The sequence below is a fragment of the Mycobacterium sherrisii genome, from assembly GCF_002102355.1.
Classification (GTDB): domain Bacteria; phylum Actinomycetota; class Actinomycetes; order Mycobacteriales; family Mycobacteriaceae; genus Mycobacterium; species Mycobacterium sherrisii.
Map to the genome: position 1 here is coordinate 1 of NZ_LQPT01000093.1, position 14,850 is coordinate 14,850.

At 66.7% G+C, this 14,850-nt stretch carries 14 protein-coding genes and 1 pseudogene; 8 read left to right on the plus strand and 7 right to left on the minus strand.

Features of this window, described 5'->3' with window-relative positions:
• Nucleotides 1-121 precede the first annotated feature (121 nt).
• From AWC25_RS18900 to AWC25_RS27720, 4 genes and pseudogenes are all read left to right on the plus strand, one after another.
• Nucleotides 122-544 carry a GMC family oxidoreductase N-terminal domain-containing protein gene (locus AWC25_RS18900; RefSeq protein WP_085167264.1) on the plus strand — a complete coding sequence of 141 codons (423 nt, stop codon included), beginning with the start codon at nucleotides 122-124 and terminating at the stop codon, nucleotides 542-544.
• 190 nt (nucleotides 545-734) lie between these two features.
• Nucleotides 735-1,535 (plus strand): annotated as a pseudogene (locus AWC25_RS27890) (GMC family oxidoreductase); the annotation flags it as partial.
• A 52-nt stretch (nucleotides 1,536-1,587) separates the two neighbouring features.
• Nucleotides 1,588-1,890, plus strand: coding sequence for a hypothetical protein (locus AWC25_RS27035; protein WP_169717148.1), 303 nt, complete (start codon nucleotides 1,588-1,590; stop codon nucleotides 1,888-1,890).
• Between the two features lie 75 nt (nucleotides 1,891-1,965).
• Nucleotides 1,966-2,094, plus strand: a complete 129-nt coding sequence (locus AWC25_RS27720) for a hypothetical protein (RefSeq protein ID WP_264033873.1) — start codon at nucleotides 1,966-1,968, stop codon at nucleotides 2,092-2,094.
• Between the two features lie 26 nt (nucleotides 2,095-2,120).
• Here the strand turns inward: AWC25_RS27720 and AWC25_RS18910 are convergent, their stop codons facing one another.
• Both AWC25_RS18910 and AWC25_RS18915 read right to left on the minus strand, forming a co-directional pair.
• Nucleotides 2,121-3,797: an HAL/PAL/TAL family ammonia-lyase gene (locus tag AWC25_RS18910; protein ID WP_069402904.1), complete on the minus strand. Its 1,677-nt coding sequence runs from the start codon at nucleotides 3,795-3,797 to the stop codon at nucleotides 2,121-2,123.
• A gap of 752 nt (nucleotides 3,798-4,549) precedes the next feature.
• Nucleotides 4,550-4,918: a hypothetical protein gene (locus AWC25_RS18915; protein ID WP_142278938.1), complete on the minus strand. Its 369-nt coding sequence runs from the start codon at nucleotides 4,916-4,918 to the stop codon at nucleotides 4,550-4,552.
• A gap of 82 nt (nucleotides 4,919-5,000) precedes the next feature.
• Here AWC25_RS18915 and AWC25_RS18920 point away from each other — a divergent pair, with 82 nt between their 5' ends.
• From AWC25_RS18920 to AWC25_RS18930, 3 genes are all read left to right on the plus strand, one after another.
• On the plus strand, nucleotides 5,001-5,963 hold the full coding sequence (locus tag AWC25_RS18920; RefSeq protein WP_069402906.1) for a class I SAM-dependent methyltransferase: 963 nt from the start codon (nucleotides 5,001-5,003) through the stop codon (nucleotides 5,961-5,963).
• Nucleotides 5,960-7,141 (plus strand): THUMP-like domain-containing protein, encoded by a 1,182-nt coding sequence (locus tag AWC25_RS18925; RefSeq protein ID WP_198166753.1) that lies wholly within the window; start codon nucleotides 5,960-5,962, stop codon nucleotides 7,139-7,141. The genes AWC25_RS18920 and AWC25_RS18925 overlap by 4 nt, the downstream gene beginning before the upstream one ends.
• Nucleotides 7,142-7,212: 71 nt before the next feature.
• A complete protein-coding gene (locus AWC25_RS18930; RefSeq protein WP_069402907.1) occupies nucleotides 7,213-7,896 on the plus strand; it encodes an esterase in 684 nt (227 codons plus the stop codon).
• A gap of 6 nt (nucleotides 7,897-7,902) precedes the next feature.
• Here AWC25_RS18930 and AWC25_RS18935 read toward each other — a convergent pair whose 3' ends face one another.
• Nucleotides 7,903-9,195 carry an outer membrane protein assembly factor BamB family protein gene (locus AWC25_RS18935; RefSeq protein WP_085167265.1) on the minus strand — a complete coding sequence of 431 codons (1,293 nt, stop codon included), beginning with the start codon at nucleotides 9,193-9,195 and terminating at the stop codon, nucleotides 7,903-7,905.
• Nucleotides 9,196-9,382: 187 nt separating this feature from the next.
• Here AWC25_RS18935 and AWC25_RS18940 point away from each other — a divergent pair, with 187 nt between their 5' ends.
• The gene (locus AWC25_RS18940; protein ID WP_044510561.1) at nucleotides 9,383-10,120 is read left to right on the plus strand and encodes an acyltransferase; all 738 of its coding nucleotides are present in this window, start codon (nucleotides 9,383-9,385) and stop codon (nucleotides 10,118-10,120) included.
• Here AWC25_RS18940 and AWC25_RS18945 read toward each other — a convergent pair.
• The 4 genes from AWC25_RS18945 to AWC25_RS18960 all read right to left on the minus strand — a co-directional run bounded on the left by AWC25_RS18945 (nucleotide 10,117) and on the right by AWC25_RS18960 (nucleotide 14,696).
• On the minus strand, nucleotides 10,117-10,671 hold the full coding sequence (locus tag AWC25_RS18945) for an anti-apoptotic protein (protein ID WP_085167266.1): 555 nt from the start codon (nucleotides 10,669-10,671) through the stop codon (nucleotides 10,117-10,119). The two genes, AWC25_RS18940 and AWC25_RS18945, sit on opposite strands and share 4 nt — an antisense overlap.
• Before the next feature lie 112 nt (nucleotides 10,672-10,783).
• A complete protein-coding gene (locus tag AWC25_RS18950) occupies nucleotides 10,784-12,112 on the minus strand; it encodes a cryptochrome/photolyase family protein (protein ID WP_085167267.1) in 1,329 nt (442 codons plus the stop codon).
• Nucleotides 12,112-12,600 carry a TspO/MBR family protein gene (locus tag AWC25_RS18955; protein WP_069402911.1) on the minus strand — a complete coding sequence of 163 codons (489 nt, stop codon included), beginning with the start codon at nucleotides 12,598-12,600 and terminating at the stop codon, nucleotides 12,112-12,114. Before AWC25_RS18955 ends, AWC25_RS18950 begins: the two co-directional genes overlap by 1 nt.
• Nucleotides 12,597-14,696, minus strand: a complete 2,100-nt coding sequence (locus AWC25_RS18960) for an MMPL family transporter (protein WP_085167268.1) — start codon at nucleotides 14,694-14,696, stop codon at nucleotides 12,597-12,599. The genes AWC25_RS18955 and AWC25_RS18960 overlap by 4 nt, the downstream gene beginning before the upstream one ends.
• Between the last annotated feature and the right edge of the window lie 154 nt (nucleotides 14,697-14,850).

The following is a 14,850-nucleotide window of genomic DNA, read 5'->3' on the forward strand; positions in this document are numbered from 1 at the left end:
CCAACCTAAGAATCACTACACGGGGTGGGGACTTTTACATGGCCACCAGCGAGGACTTCGACTTGGCCATTGACAGCCAAGGGCATCCTTTAACGCCATGTGCTACGGAGGTTCAGACTAAATGACGGACAACGGTGCTTTCGATTTCATCGTGGTCGGCGCGGGCAGTGCCGGCTGCGTGCTCGCCAACCGGCTCACCGCTGACGGCTGTGCTCGCGTGCTGCTGCTCGAAGCGCGCGGCGAAGACTCCGCACCGGAAGTCCACATCCCAGCCTTCTTCGGCGCGCTGTTCGAAACGGAAATGGACTGGGCCTACCGAACTGTCCCACAGACTGGCACAGGTGGCCGAGTCGCGGCACCGCGGGGCCGACTGCTGGGCGGCTCGTCGTCAATCAACGGCATGATCTATGTTCGTGGCAACCCAGCTGATTACGACTGCTGGCGCGACGAACATGGCGCTGTCGGATGGGGGTACGAGGAGGTATTGCCGTACTTTATCCGGGCGGAACGCACTGCCCGGCTTGCTCGCCTTTGCACGTGTTGATGGTCCTCTACACGTGCAAGACCCGGTTTACTTGCACAGTCTCAATCGGTTTGGGCTGAGTCCGCAACGGCTTGGGGTCCACCCCCGAACGACGACTTCAACGGTCGTCACTAGATCGGGATTGGTCCTTTAGCTCACACAAAACCAAGGCAAGCGGTGGTCGGCGGCGGACACCTACTTGCGTCCGGCGTTGCATCGTCCGAACCTCACTGTACGCACCCGCGCGTTCGTTCATCGCGTGATTATAGCGAGTGGGCGGATGGTCGGCGTCCTTTATGACCATGGCACACAACAGCATTTCGCCAGAGCCGAACGAGAGGTAATACTTAGTGGGGGATCGATCAACTCTCCCCGTCTGTTGCTGCTGTCCGGTGTCGGACCCGCGCAACACCTGCGCCAGCACGATATCGACGTCGTGGTGGACCTGCCCGGCGTCGGTGCCAACCTGCATGATCACCCCACCTTGCCGATAGTTTGGAAAACCCAACACGCTACTGATGTCCTGAAGCTCGCGCAGAATCCTTTGGCAGTAAGGCAGTTTAATGCTGGCGAACCTGGCCCGCTGAACTCCGTTCTATGTGACGTCGGGGGATTCTTCTCCATCGGCGCCGACCCCAAGGTGCCGGATATCGAATTTCACACCGCACCAACGGCGTTCGCCGACGGATTGGACCAACCGTCGACACCGTCTTCACTGAAACCGTGTCGCTGCTCAACCCAGCTAGCCGGGGTGCTGTGCGCCTCGCAACGCAAGCTAGGCAGGCATCCCCCCTCGATCAGTCTTGCATTCCTAAGCGAGAGAACCGACTTCGTCGTGCTTCTCGTTGGAGTGCAGGCATTCATTGAGATGAGTACGGCTGGACCCCTTGGCCCCTATCTGGAGACAATGTTCTTCCCAACGCCAGCCCGTTTTGAAACCGCCGAATTCAAGGCGGCCGCACGGGCTCACACCCAAACGATGTATCACCCGGTGGGGAGTTGTGCAATGGGACGCAGCTTGGACGCCGTGCGTGGGCCACCGACTTCACCTACGCGCCCACCTAGTGGAATTCGTCTACGTCGCGCTGGTGATCGACTGCTACTCGCGGGCGATCGTGGGCTGGCAGGTATCTACAACCAAGGACACCGCGATGGTGACCCACGGCGTTGAAGATGGCCATGCGACGCCGCGACCACTACGGTCGCACCATAGCCAAGGGATTGATCCCCCACAGCGACGCCAGTTCAGCCTGCACATCGATCGCCTTCGCCGAAACCCTTCTAGTGAAAGGGATCGCGCATACGTCGGCAGCATCGGTGACGCTTACGATAACGCATTGGCTCAGACCACAATCGGCTTATTTTAGACGGAAGCGATCACGCCGAACAAGCCATTTGGGACCCGGCCGCTCAGAACCCCCGACGACGTCGAATACCTCGTCATGGAACGGGTCTACTGGTACAGCAGCCGCGGCCTACACAGCGTGCTCGACTACGTCCCGCCCGCCCAATCCGAGAACGCCTACTACCCCAGCTCCGGGCCCCCCGAGCCGGAGATGTCGCAACCATGAAGCCGGCACATCAAACCCGAAACGGTTCACGGGCGTGGTGCCCGCCATCTACCCTCGCTCGAGCCACACTCAGTGGGGTAGACACCGGCCAACAGGCTGCCATCTCGGATCATGCCAACCACCGTGCGGATGTCGCCGTCCATCGCCCTATCGTGGCCCACGAATGGGACTTTCGCGCGGATGCTGGCGTGGATGGCCTTCGTCCGCCCGAGCTTGTCCGCTCCCCGGATGTCGGCGGCCTGACACAGCGCCAGCAGGTGGATCGCCGCAACGCGCTCGACGATCTCCACGACGTCGCGGGCCTTTCGGGCCGCGGTCGCCCCCATCGAGACCTTGTCCTGGTTGTGGCATTCGGTCGAGCGGGAGAACGCGCTGAGCGGCATGCCGCGGCTGAGCGCGTCGGCAGTGAGCGACGAGCACGCGATCTGCATGCCCTTGAAGCCATGGTTAAGACCGAATTCGGGATGCTCATCGGGGTAGGAGACGACGAGGTTGGGGCCCAGGGCCCGGTTGAATCTTTCGTCGACGACCAGCTCGAGCTGCCGGTCCAATAGGTCGGCGACGCTGGCCACCGCCGCCTTGAGGGAATCCATGGCCATCGCCACGTGCCCGCCGGAGAAGTTACCGCCGGAGAACACCTCGGCCGACTGGGGATCCACGAGCGGGTTGTCCGTGCTCGAGTTGATCTCCGTTTCCAACCAACGTGAGACCCATGCCAGTACATCCCAAAGGACTCCGGTGAAGTGCGGCGCGCACCGAATCGAGTAGGCGTCCTGAATCTCGTTCTGGTTCACCACCTTTCCCTCCGCGATCAGCTCGTCCACCGCGTCCGCGTATGTGCGCCCCAGACGGCTGCCGGTTAGGAGATGCCGGATATTTGCGGCCGAACGAATCTGTCCGGCATGGGGTTTGGCCACGTCGTGCAGGAACCGTTCGAAGGGCGTGGTAATTCCGCGGAGAACCTCGGTGGTCATGGCCGTGCACGCATCCGCCACGTTCGCGAGTCTTCTGGCGTCCAGCCACGCCATTGCCGCGATGCCCGTCATGTACGCCGTGCCGTTGACCACGCTCAGGCCTTCCTTCGGCTCGAGCACGAGCGGGGACAGTCCCGCTACCCGCAACGCCTCTTTGGCCGTGACGACGCGCCCGCGGAAGTGCACCGAACGCCGGCCGACCAGGGCGGCGGCCACGTACGACAGCGGAACCAGGTCCCCGCTGGCTCCGACGGAGCCTTCCTCGGGGATTACCGGTGTGATACCCGCGTTGAGCAGGTCCAGAAGCATCTGAATCAGCTCCGGGCGTACCGCGGAGTATCCGCGAGCTAAGTTGTTGGCCCGGATCAGCAGCACCGCCCGGGCGGTCTCCGTCGGCAGCGTGGGGCCAGTCCCGTTGCCCAGGAACTCGATCAGGCGTTCCTGCAGGAGGTGAGCGCTTTGGGAATCGACACGGCGGCGGACCGAAGCGCCGAAACCGGTGGTCACCCCGTACACTGGGGTCCCGCTTTCGATCAGTCTTTCCAGCCGCCGGGCACCGCCGACTATCCGTTCCCGCACCCTCGGGTCGGCCGACAGGAACGCGAGCGTCCCGCCGCGGGCAACCCGTCCGACGTCGTCGAGCGACAACCGGTGTCCGTCAACTTGCACGGGTGAGACTTCACTCACATCGTCGTCGGAAATCCTTTGCGCCCCTTGGTCGATCGTCATATCTGTCACGCAGTCAACATTAACGATGGCCTGGCCACCGAGTCACTTCGAGCAGAGGTAAACCGGCTGAACTTCGCGTGACGAGTCCGGCTATCTTGTGAACAACTCGCCGCATTTGTGTCCACCAAGGGGGCTACACAATCGGACGTCGAACAAGTGCAGCCGTGTCATAGCGGGCGTAGGCGGTCGTCGCGCGATTAACCGATCCACAAAGCCACTCAGACAAAGCGTGGGCATGCCGACCGTTGGCTGCGGAGAGCAATGTTCACGCAGTGTTTGTGAGAATGAACGGTGCTTGTGAGGTAAACGACGGGTTCCCGTCATTGGCGTCACCCGGCATTGGTGTTCGACGGCCTCGAAGGCGTTGCCTCCCCGACGAGATCAGGTTACGCGTTCTGGTGGTTACAAGCTGGTTTCCGCCGAGTCGGTGTCACGCGACGTCGGCAAAGCGGACCGCTGACCGGGCCACCCCCTGAAATGAATTTGCTGACCTTGCATGGGGTCGGGCGGTGTGGTGAGCCGACTGCGGTGAACGCGTTCTTGATCTTTTTCGATGGATTGTCGTATTCCTCTGAAATGCTTGCCCATTCGTCGGCGACCCGCACCCAGGCGGCACCCACCTGACTGACCGACATGGGTCCTAGTCCGTCACTGAGGTCGCGGGCAAGTTCTCCAGCACTGCGCAATTCCCACGCCACATTCGTGAATCCCATATCCTGACCTCCTCTCCCGGCGATCTCGGTGCTGCTTCGTTAGACGGTGAGGTCCGAGCCGTTCGGATCGTTCTGGTTAGTGGGCGGTCCAGCCTGCGGCGGAGCGGCCTGTGGCGGAGGTATCGAGGGTGCAATAGCGGCGGCTTGCTGCGCACCGTTGGTGTCTGTCATTGCAAACTCGGCACCCGCCACCGCCGATTTGACTGCGCTTGTTTGCGCTCGTCGGGCCAAGACAACGATGGCTCCACCGAGAGCCGCGTGGGCAGCGCCCACCGCGCCCGATGTCGCTTGGGTGGGCAACCCGACCCGAGGCAGGGGAGTCGCCGCCACCAACTGCGCCGACACCTTCTCGCAGTGCGCTGCCAGCACCTGCAGCCCCTCATCACTGACCTGAAGAACGTCAGCCATGTCGCAAAAGCTTAGGCCGGTACTACCGATTAGCACTTCACCTCGTTCGAAGGCAGATCGGGCGGCGATTAGGCTGCCCTGCATGACCGACGTAACTCCGGCGGCCCAGGTGACGGCCGATCAGGTCGAAGCCGCGCGGCACGACACCAAGCTCGCCCAGGTGCTCTACCACGACTGGGAGGCCGAGACCTACGACGAGAAATGGTCGATCTCCTACGACCAGCGCTGCGTCGACTACGCCCGGGGCCGGTTCGACGCCATCGTGCCCGACGCCGTCCAGCGCGCGCTGCCATATGACCGGGCCCTCGAATTGGGTTGTGGCACAGGGTTTTTCCTGCTCAACTTGATCCAGTCCGGCGTTGCGCGGCGCGGCTCGGTCACCGACCTGTCGCCCGGCATGGTCAAGGTCGCCACCCGCAACGGGCAATCGCTGGGCCTGGACATCGACGGCCGGGTCGCCGACGCCGAGGGCATCCCTTACGACGACAACACCTTTGACCTGGTCGTCGGGCACGCAGTGCTGCACCACATTCCCGATGTCGAACTGTCGCTACGCGAGGTGATCCGGGTGCTCAAACCCGGTGGCCGGTTCGTCTTCGCCGGCGAGCCCACCAATGTCGGTGAGGTCTACGCCCGCTCACTGTCCACCCTGACCTGGCGGGTTGCCACCAACGTCACCAAGTTGCCCGGTCTTGGCGGCTGGCGCCGGCCCCAGGTCGAGCTGGACGAGTCCTCCCGCGTCGCCGCGCTGGAAGCAATCGTCGACCTGCACACCTTCGCTCCCGAAGACCTGGAGCGGATGGCCACCAACGCCGGCGCGGAGCAGGTCGCGACCGCCAGCGAGGAGTTCACCGCCGCGATGTTCGGCTGGCCGGTTCGCACCTTCGAGGCGTCCGTGCCGCCGGGGCGGCTGGGCTGGGGCTGGGCGAAGTTTGCGTTCAACGGGTGGAAGGCGCTGAGCTGGGTGGACGCCAACATCTGGCGGCACGTCGCGCCGAAAGGCTGGTTCTACAACGTGATGGTCACCGGGGTTAAACCCTCCTGAACTTCAGCACCGAGGACGTCGGCTACCTGCGGTCGGAATCGGGCGCCGCGGCGCTTGCCGCCGTCGCGGCATATCCGTTGTCCGACGCCACCCGGATCGCCGACATCGCCGCGGTGCGGGCCCGGTTCGGCGACCGCGCGCCTGTGCTGGTGGAAACCACGCTGCTGCGCCGGCGCGCCTTGGACAAATTGGGCGAGCTCGGGGCCGTGTCGGGCTGGTTGTTCACCGACGAGGCCCTACAGCAAGCCACCGCGGCGCCCGTGGCCGCACACCGCGCGACCCGGCTCGCGGCGCTCGGCGTCGTCGTCCACGACGCCACCTGCTCGATCGGCACCGAAGTGGCCGCGCTGCGCGGCGCGGGCGCGCGCGTGCTGGGCAGCGACCTCGACCCGGTACGCCTGATGATGGCGGACCACAACCTGGGTCCCGGCGCGGCGCTCTGCCGCGCGGACGCGCTGCACCCGGTGACCCGCGACGCGGTCGTCGTCGTCGACCCCGCGCGGCGCCAGGCCGGGCAACGCCGATTCAACCCGGCCGACTACCGCCCGGGCCTCTCCCAGCTGATCGACTGCTACCGCGGTCGTGACCTTGTCGTAAAGTGCGCTCCCGGAATCGATTTCGACCAGGTGCGCCGGCTCGGCTTCGACGGTGAGATCGAGGTGACGTCCTACCGCGGCTCGGTGCGCGAGGCGTGTCTGTGGTCGGCGGGTTTGGCCGAGCCGGGTGTGCGGCGTCGGGCCAGCGTGCTGGATCGGGGCGAACAACTCGCCGACACCGAACCCGGCGACTGCGGCGTGCGACCGGCCGGGCGATGGATCGTCGACCCCGACGGTGCCGTCGTGCGGGCCGGCCTGGTACGCCAGTACGGCGCCCGGCACGGGCTGTGGCAACTCGACCCCGACATCGCCTACCTGTCCGGCGATCGGCTGCCGCCGGGGCTGCGCGGCTTCGAGGTGCTCGAGCGGCTGGAATTCGACGAGCGCCGGCTCCGGCAGGAGCTGTCCAGGCTGGACTGCGGCACGCTGGAAATCCTGGTGCGCGGCCTGCGGGTCGATCCCGACGCATTACGCCGACGGCTGCGCCCGCGCGGCAGCCAGTCTCTGTCGGTGGTGTTGACCCGCGTCGGTTCCGGGCCGGCGGCGCGTGCCACGGCCTATGTCTGCCGTCCGTCGCGCTGACGCCCGGTACGCTGTCGGCGGTCCTTTCCGGGGGGACCGCGCCATCACCGTCGACAAGGACAATTCAAGTTATGCGCTATGTGATCGCGGCCGCGATGCTGGTCACCGCGGTGGTGGTGGGCGGACCCGCGGCCGCCGAACCGGCCTCATGCGCGAGCCTGGCGGGCACCATCGAGGCCGGCCAGCTGTGTCATGTGCGTGCGACCGGGTCGAACTACACGCTCAACCTGACCTTTCCGGCCGACTACCCCGACCAGCAGGCCATGACGGACTACATCGCGCAGAACCGCGACGGCTTCCTCGCGGTCGCGCAGACGTCGGGTCCCCGCGACCAGCCCTACCAGATGGAGGCCACCACCGAGCAGCACTACGCCGGTCAGCCCCCGCACAACACCCGCAGCGTGGTGCTCAAGTTCTTCCAGGACGTCGGCGGCTCCCACACGTCCACCTGGTACAAGTCGTTCAACTACAACCTCGCCACGTCGCAGCCCATCACCTTCGACACCCTGTTCGCGCCGAACACGTCACCGCTGGACGCCATCTTCCCGCTGGTTCAGCGCGACCTGGACCGGCAAAATGCCTTCGGTGCGGCCATCCTGCCGTCGTCGGGCCGCGACCCGTCGCACTACCAGAACTTCGCGATCACCGACGACCAGCTGATCTTCTATTTCGCGCCGGGGGAGTTGTTGCCCGCGTTCGCCGGCGCCAAGCAAGCCCAGGTACCGCGCAACGCCATCCCGCCGCTCGCGATCTGAGCAGGGTTAGGCCGGCCCGTAGCTGTAGACCTGCCCGTCGCTGGTGGCGGCCACCACCCGGCGATCGGTGCCGATCGCGAGCCCGACGGGATATCCGGTGGCCTCGGGTAGCGGATAGCTGCTGAGCGTGTGGCCGTTGCCCGGATCGAATACCAGCAGCGACATGCCCGCGACGCCGTCATGGGCCGGGCCGCCGGTCACCACGTAGCCCACGGCGCCGCCGGCCAGTCCCGACGACGACAGCGGGGTAACGTCGTCACGCCGCCACACCTGGTCGGCATGATCGCCCGCGTCCTTGAACGCCGCCAACCGGGTGTCGGGCCCGCCGCCGGTCACGATCAGGCCCTGCGGGGTGACCGCGGGCGGCGTCTGAGCCAAAAATCCCAGCGGCACCGACCACTTCGGTTTTCCGTCGGCCGCCGACAGGGCCCACAACCGCTGGTCGCGCCCGTTGACGTAAACGGTTGCGCCGTCGGCGGAAAGCACCGGGCTGGCGATGACCCCGGCGCCGATCGCGTCGCTGGTCCACTCCCGCGTGATCAGGGGCGACTGGCCGCGGTGGTACTTCAGCCCGACGAGTCCCGCCGCCGGCGCTCCGGGCTGCCAGACGCCCAGCACGGCGATGCCCGACGCCGTCGAATACGCCGGGGCCGCCGCGACGGGGCAGCCCTGTCGTGCCGGGGCGCAATCCGCCAGCCCGCGCGTCGCGTCCGTCGGGTCGATCCCGTCGACCAGGTCCAGCGGACTACCTACCACCATGCCGCGGTGCGCGTCGAATACCAGCACCTGTCCCAGGTGCGTCGTGACCAGCAGTTGGCCGCCGCCCAAAAACCTTGGTGTGGAAGGCATTCCGATCACCGGTTGACGCCACCGGGTCCACTGCGTCACGGGGAACGACAGGAAGGCGCCCGGCTGGCCGACGTAGAGGTTGTCGAAGCCGTCGAACAGGGGGCCGGCGAAGCCGCCGCCCTGAAACAGCCGCACGCACCAGCGCTGACGGCCCTTGTCGTTGTTCTCCCACTCCATCAGCGAACATCCGCCCGGGGTTTGGGCGTTGAGGGCTACATAACTGCTGCTCAGGGCGGGGCCGGCGCCCAGGCTGCCCTTGACCGAGCGGGTCCACTGCAGCGACAGGTTCTCGGCGCCGCCGGTCGCCGTGTAGCTGCTGTTGGCCGCGTCGGCGTAGGGCGCCGACCAACCCGGCGAGGGCGCGGCGTCGACCCATGAATCGGTGTTGCCGCAGCCGCCGAGGCCCACCGCCAGCACGACCCCCAAAACGACCCCCAAAACGACCTCCAAAACGACCGAGGACGGACGCCGAAGCCCACTGACCAGTTGTCGGGCAAGCACGTTCGGTTTCCCAAATCCTTCTTGCGAGGCGGGCCGCGCGTGGGCAGACCCGGCCGTTCGGCGGCGATTGAGTACAGGTGAGGGTAACCCGTGGCGGTTCGCACGCCGATGATTGCCCGCGTTAGGCTTTCCGGCCATGACGAGCATGTGGGGGGCCCCGGTCCATCGCCGCTGGCGGGGATCACGGTTGCGGGACCCACGCCAGGCCAAGTTCCTGACGCTGGCCTCGCTGAAGTGGGTGCTGCGCAACCGCGCCTACACGCCGTGGTACCTGGTGCGCTATTGGCGGCTGCTCAAGTTCAAGCTGGCCAATCCGCACATCATCACCCGGGGGATGGTGTTCCTCGGGAAGGGCGTCGAGATCCACGCGACACCTGAATTGGCGCAACTCGAGATCGGCCGGTGGGTGCACATCGGCGACAAGAACACGATCCGCGCGCACGAAGGCTCGCTGCGGTTCGGCGACAAGGTCGTGCTGGGCCGTGACAACGTGATCAACGCCTACCTCGACATCGAGCTCGGGGATTCGGTGCTGATGGCCGACTGGTGCTACGTCTGCGATTTCGACCACCGGATGGACGACATCACCCTGCCCATCAAGGACCAGGGCATCGTCAAGTCGCCGGTGCGGATCGGGCCGGACACCTGGGTGGGGGTGAAGGTGACGGTGCTGCGCGGCACGTCGATCGGGCGCGGCTGCGTGCTCGGCTCCCACGCGGTGGTGCGCGGGGTGGTCCCGGACTACTCGATCGCGGTCGGGGCGCCGGCCAAGGTGGTCAAGAACCGGCAGCTGTCCTGGGAGAGCTCGGCCGCCCAGCGCGCCGAATTGGCTGCCGCGCTGGCCGATATCGAGCGCAAGAAGGCGGCCCGCTAGCCCGCAGATGGGCGGTCGTCGACGACGAAGTGGTAGTCGACCGTGCCGCCGTCGACGCCCGTGACCGACACGTTCACCCCGTAGGTCTCGCCGTTGGTGACGAGCTTGCAGCGCAGCGTCGCGCCCTGCACGCCCTTGAGGTTGTCGGGACAGGTGACCGATTCGGGTTTGGTGCCCACCTGCTGGGTGATGTTGTCGCTGATCGCGGTGGCGACCTGGTTCTTGTCGACGGTCTCCACCATGTCGAACTTGACGTCGCTGCCGCTGACACTGGTCACCGTCACGTTGACGTTGTAGGTCGAGCCCTTCACCTTCATCGTGCAGTTCAGCTGCGCCCCGATCGTGGCGGGCAGGTCGCCCGGGCAGTCCACGGACTCGGGCTTGGTGCCCTGAGCGTCGGTCAGCTTCTGGGTGATCTGGCTGGCGACGTCGCCCTTGGCTACCGCGTGCGACGACGACGAACCGATCGAGCACGAACACGCGCCGGCGCCGGCCATCAGGCCCGCGGCGGCAGCGGAAATCAGCAAGGTCCGAACGAGCGAGTGTGTCATATCGCCTCCCGCGGCGCATCAGCAACTGCCGGTCGGCTGATAGTTGCATGACAGAGCGCCTTGAGAGGGGGATTCCGCAAATATTTTGCGGGTGCTCGCGGGTCGGTTTCGGCTAGGAACTCAACACCTGATACCGGTGCAGCGCCTCCCTGCGTTCGGCCCCGTGGTCGACGATCGGCGCCGGATAGCCGGGTGGGCGGTCACCGGTGCGCACATGGGCGTCGACGGCGTCGCGAAGCTCGGGCACCCACTGCCGGATGTAGTCCCCGTCGGGGTCGAACTTGACGCCCTGTGTGGTCGGGTTGAACACCCGGAAGTAGGGCGCGGCGTCGGTGCCGGACCCGGCGCACCACTGCCAGCCGTGCTGGTTGTTGGCCATGTCGCCGTCGAGAAGCTGATCGAGGAACCACGCGGCGCCCCACTGCCACGGCAGGTGGAGATCTTTGACGAGAAACGAGGCGACGATCATCCGCACCCGGTTGGGCATGAAGCCGATCTGGCGCAGCTGGCGCATTCCGGCGTCGACGATCGGAAATCCGGTCTGCCCGGCCTGCCACGCCTCGAAGCGGCGTTGCGCCTCGGCGCCGGTGTCGGTCTCGATGTCGTCGAAGTTGCTGTTCCAGTTGCGCCAGGCGCTGCGCGGCCAGTGATGCAGCACGTCGGCGTAAAAGTCGCGAAAAGCCAACTCGCGCAGATACGCCTGGGCGCCGCGTTCGCGCGGGTCGAGGTCGACGACCATGCTGCGGGGGTGGATGGTGCCGAATTTCAGGTGGGCCGACATGCGGCTGGTGCCCGCGATACCGGGCCGGTTGCGGTCGGTGTCATAGGTTTTCAGCCCCTTACCCACGAACGACTTCCACTGCTCGTGCGCGGTGCCGGCCGCGATGTCCAAACGGGAACCGGGGTCGGGAATCGCGCAAGCCTGGATCGGCACGTCGGCCGGGTCGATCCAGCGCGCGGACGCGGCGTCGGACTTCGCCGGTGTTCGCCAGCCCGCCGCGCGCCACTGGCGAAGGAACGGGGTGAACACCTTGTCGGGGGCGCCGTCCGGTTTCGTCACCCGCCCGGGCGACACCAGGTAGGGCGAGCCCGTCGCGACCAGTGGGACCGAACCCAGTGCGGCGCTGACCTTTTCGTCGCGTCGCTTGCCGTAGGGCGCGAAGTCTTCGGAGATGTGAACCGCCGGGGCGCCGATTTCGCGCGCCAGAAGCGGAATCTGGTGCTCGGGCCGTCCGCGAACCACCAGAAGCCGGCCATCGAGGTCGTCGCGCAGCGCCCGCAGCGCGTCGCCCAGGAATTGCAGGCGACGCTGACCCGACGATCGCTCCAATCGCGGGTCGAGCACGAAGCAGGCCAGCACCTGGTCGCTGTCGGCCGCGGCGAGCAGCGCGGGGTGGTCGCGCACCCGCAGGTCGCGGCGAAACCACAACAGCGCGGGCATTATTGGCCGCCGCGATTGAGCCGCCAGATGTGGGTGGACAACACGGTGGCGAACGCACACCACGCCGGGTAGGGCGAGAGCGTAAGCCCGGCGCGGGGATCCGCGGCGGCGGCGCGGCGGGCCAGGTCGGCGCTGCTGGCGGTCAGTGCGGCGGCACCGAACGCAGCGGCGCCCAGCTGGTGGAACCGGAAGAACAGCCAACTCCACGCGGCGTTGAGCACCAGATTGACCGTCAGCGCGGTCGCGTACCCGCGCGACTTGTCGTGCTGTCCCGCGGCACGCAACTTGTCCAGCGTCACCGCCGACGTGGTGGCGAGGTCGGTGTACAGACCGGTCCACACCACCGGGAACGCCGCGGCGGGCGGCTGATAGTAGGGTTTGCGCAGCCCCGCGAACCACCCCGGCGTCCGTCGCGGGCCGGCAATGCTTCCGGTGCCGGCGGCCGCGGCAACCGCCAGGGCGGTCGTAGCCAGCGTCGAGGACTTCACAGTCGGCTCCGTTCGTATTGTATCCAATTGGTCTGCACCGCAGTGGGTTTGGTTGACGTCGGGGAGGTGGGCCACCAGATCCGCTCGCCGATCAGGGCGAAGATCGCCGGGATCACCAGCGTGCGCACCACGAAAGTGTCCAACAGAATGCCCAGGCCGACGATGATGCCGAGCTGTGTCAGCACGATCAGGGGCAACACGGCCAGCACGCAGAACACCGCCGCCAAAACGATTCCGGCGCTGGTGATTACGCCGCCGGTGGCGGAGACGGCGCGAATGATGCCGTCGCGGGTACCGTGGTGTTCGGCTTCCTCGCGGGCGCGGGTGACCAAGAAGATCGTGTAGTCCACGCCGAGGGCGGCCAGGAAGAGGAACGCGAAGAGCGGCGTGCTGTTGTCCAGCGCGGGAAATCCGAATACGTGCATGCTCGTCCAGCCGCCCAGCCCGAGCGCTGCCAGCGCGCCCAGGATGGTCGCGGACAGCAAGTTCGGCGGCGCCAGCGCCGAGCGCAGCAGCACGAAGAGGACGACCAAAATCACGGCCAGGATTGCCGGAATCAGCAGCAGCCGGTCGTGGGCGGCCGCGTCGCGGACGTCGAGCGCTTGCGCGTCGGGACCGCCGACGAGCGCCGACGGCGTGATCGACTTAGTCGAATGTCGCAGCGCGACAATCGTTTTGAATGCTTGACCGGATGACGGCGCGGCGTCGGTCACCACCGACCACTTCGTCAGACCGGTTGCCGATCGGCCCGTTTGGGTTGCCGACACCACACCGGGGGTGGCCGAGATCGCCGTCTGCAGTTGCGTCTCCTGGGCAGTGGGACCGACAACGAGTGTCGGGTTGGCCGCACCGGCCGGGAAGTGTGCGGAAACCACGTCGTAGCCGGACACCGAATCGGCTTGCACGCGGAACTGTTGGGTCTGCGACAGGCCGATGCGCGTTCCGAGCAGGCCGGTGGCCAGCACGCCCAGCGCGGTGATCGCGACTACGGCGACGACCGCCGGGCGGCGGGCGACCCGTTCGGCGATGCGGTGCCAGGCCGCGCCGTCGGCCGTGGGGCCTGCCGCCGTGATGCGCGGCCAGAAGAGTCGTGGCCCGCACACCGCGAGCAGCGGTGGCAGCACCACCAGGATCGACGCCGCGGCAATCACCAGACCACAGGCCCCGAGCGCGCCCAGGCTGCGGGTGCTCGGTGTGGCGGCGAACAGCAAGGTGAGTAGGGCCAGCACCACGGTGGCGTTGCTGGCCAGGATGGCCGGTCCGGCCCGGCGCACCGCGCGCCGCAGCGCGTCGCGATGGTCGGTGTGCCGCCGGAGTTCTTCTCGGTAGCGGGAAATCAGCAGCAGCGCGTAGTTGCTGCCCGCCCCGAACACCAGCACGCTGGTGATGCCGGAGGTGGAGCCGTCGAAACTCAGGCCGGTCAACGATGCGACCGCCGTGCCCACCGCGGCCGCGACCCGATCGGCGAACCCGATCACCAGCAGCGGCGCCAGCCACAGCACCGGTGAGCGGTAGGTGGCGATCAACAGCACGGCCACCACCGACGCCGTCACCGCCAGCAGCGTGATGTCGGCATGGGTGAAGGCCCCGGCGATATCCGCGCCGAACGCCGGGCCGCCCGTCACGTGCGCGACGAGATCGGCCGGCAAACCATTGCGGGCAGCGCTGCGCAGCGCGGCCACCCCCTGGCTCAGGACCACGCCGGACAGGTCCGCGCGAATGGTCGCGACGCCGAGGGCCGCCTTGCCGTCCGCCGACACCGTGGGCGGCTGCGGATGGCTGGACCCGAACGGTGTCACCGCGGCCTGCATCCGATCGCGGGCGTCCTGGGTGGCCGCGATGTCGGGCGCGGTCAGGCGCGCGCCGTCGGCCCGGTTGACCACCAGCAGCACCGGCGCGTCGTCGCCGCCGGGGAACTGAGGTGCCAGGTTGTCGAGTTTCGCGGACTCCGAATCGACCGGAACCGACTGTGGCGCCCGCCCTGCTGCGGCATTTTCGCCGATCAACATCATGAGGCCGGTGCCCAGCAGTACGGCGGCCAGCCCCCACCGCCACGAGTGGCGGTCGGTGACCCAGCGGGCGAAAGCGTCCGACATCAACCTACTATTTCAATCAATTAATAATTAAGCAACTTAACAACCTGGCTGGCCGCAGGTCAGTATGCTGCGATTCTGACGTACCCAAACCTGGGTGCCCTGCAACGTACGGAATCGGAAGAACCACAAACCATGCGGCACTACCTCGAATCGA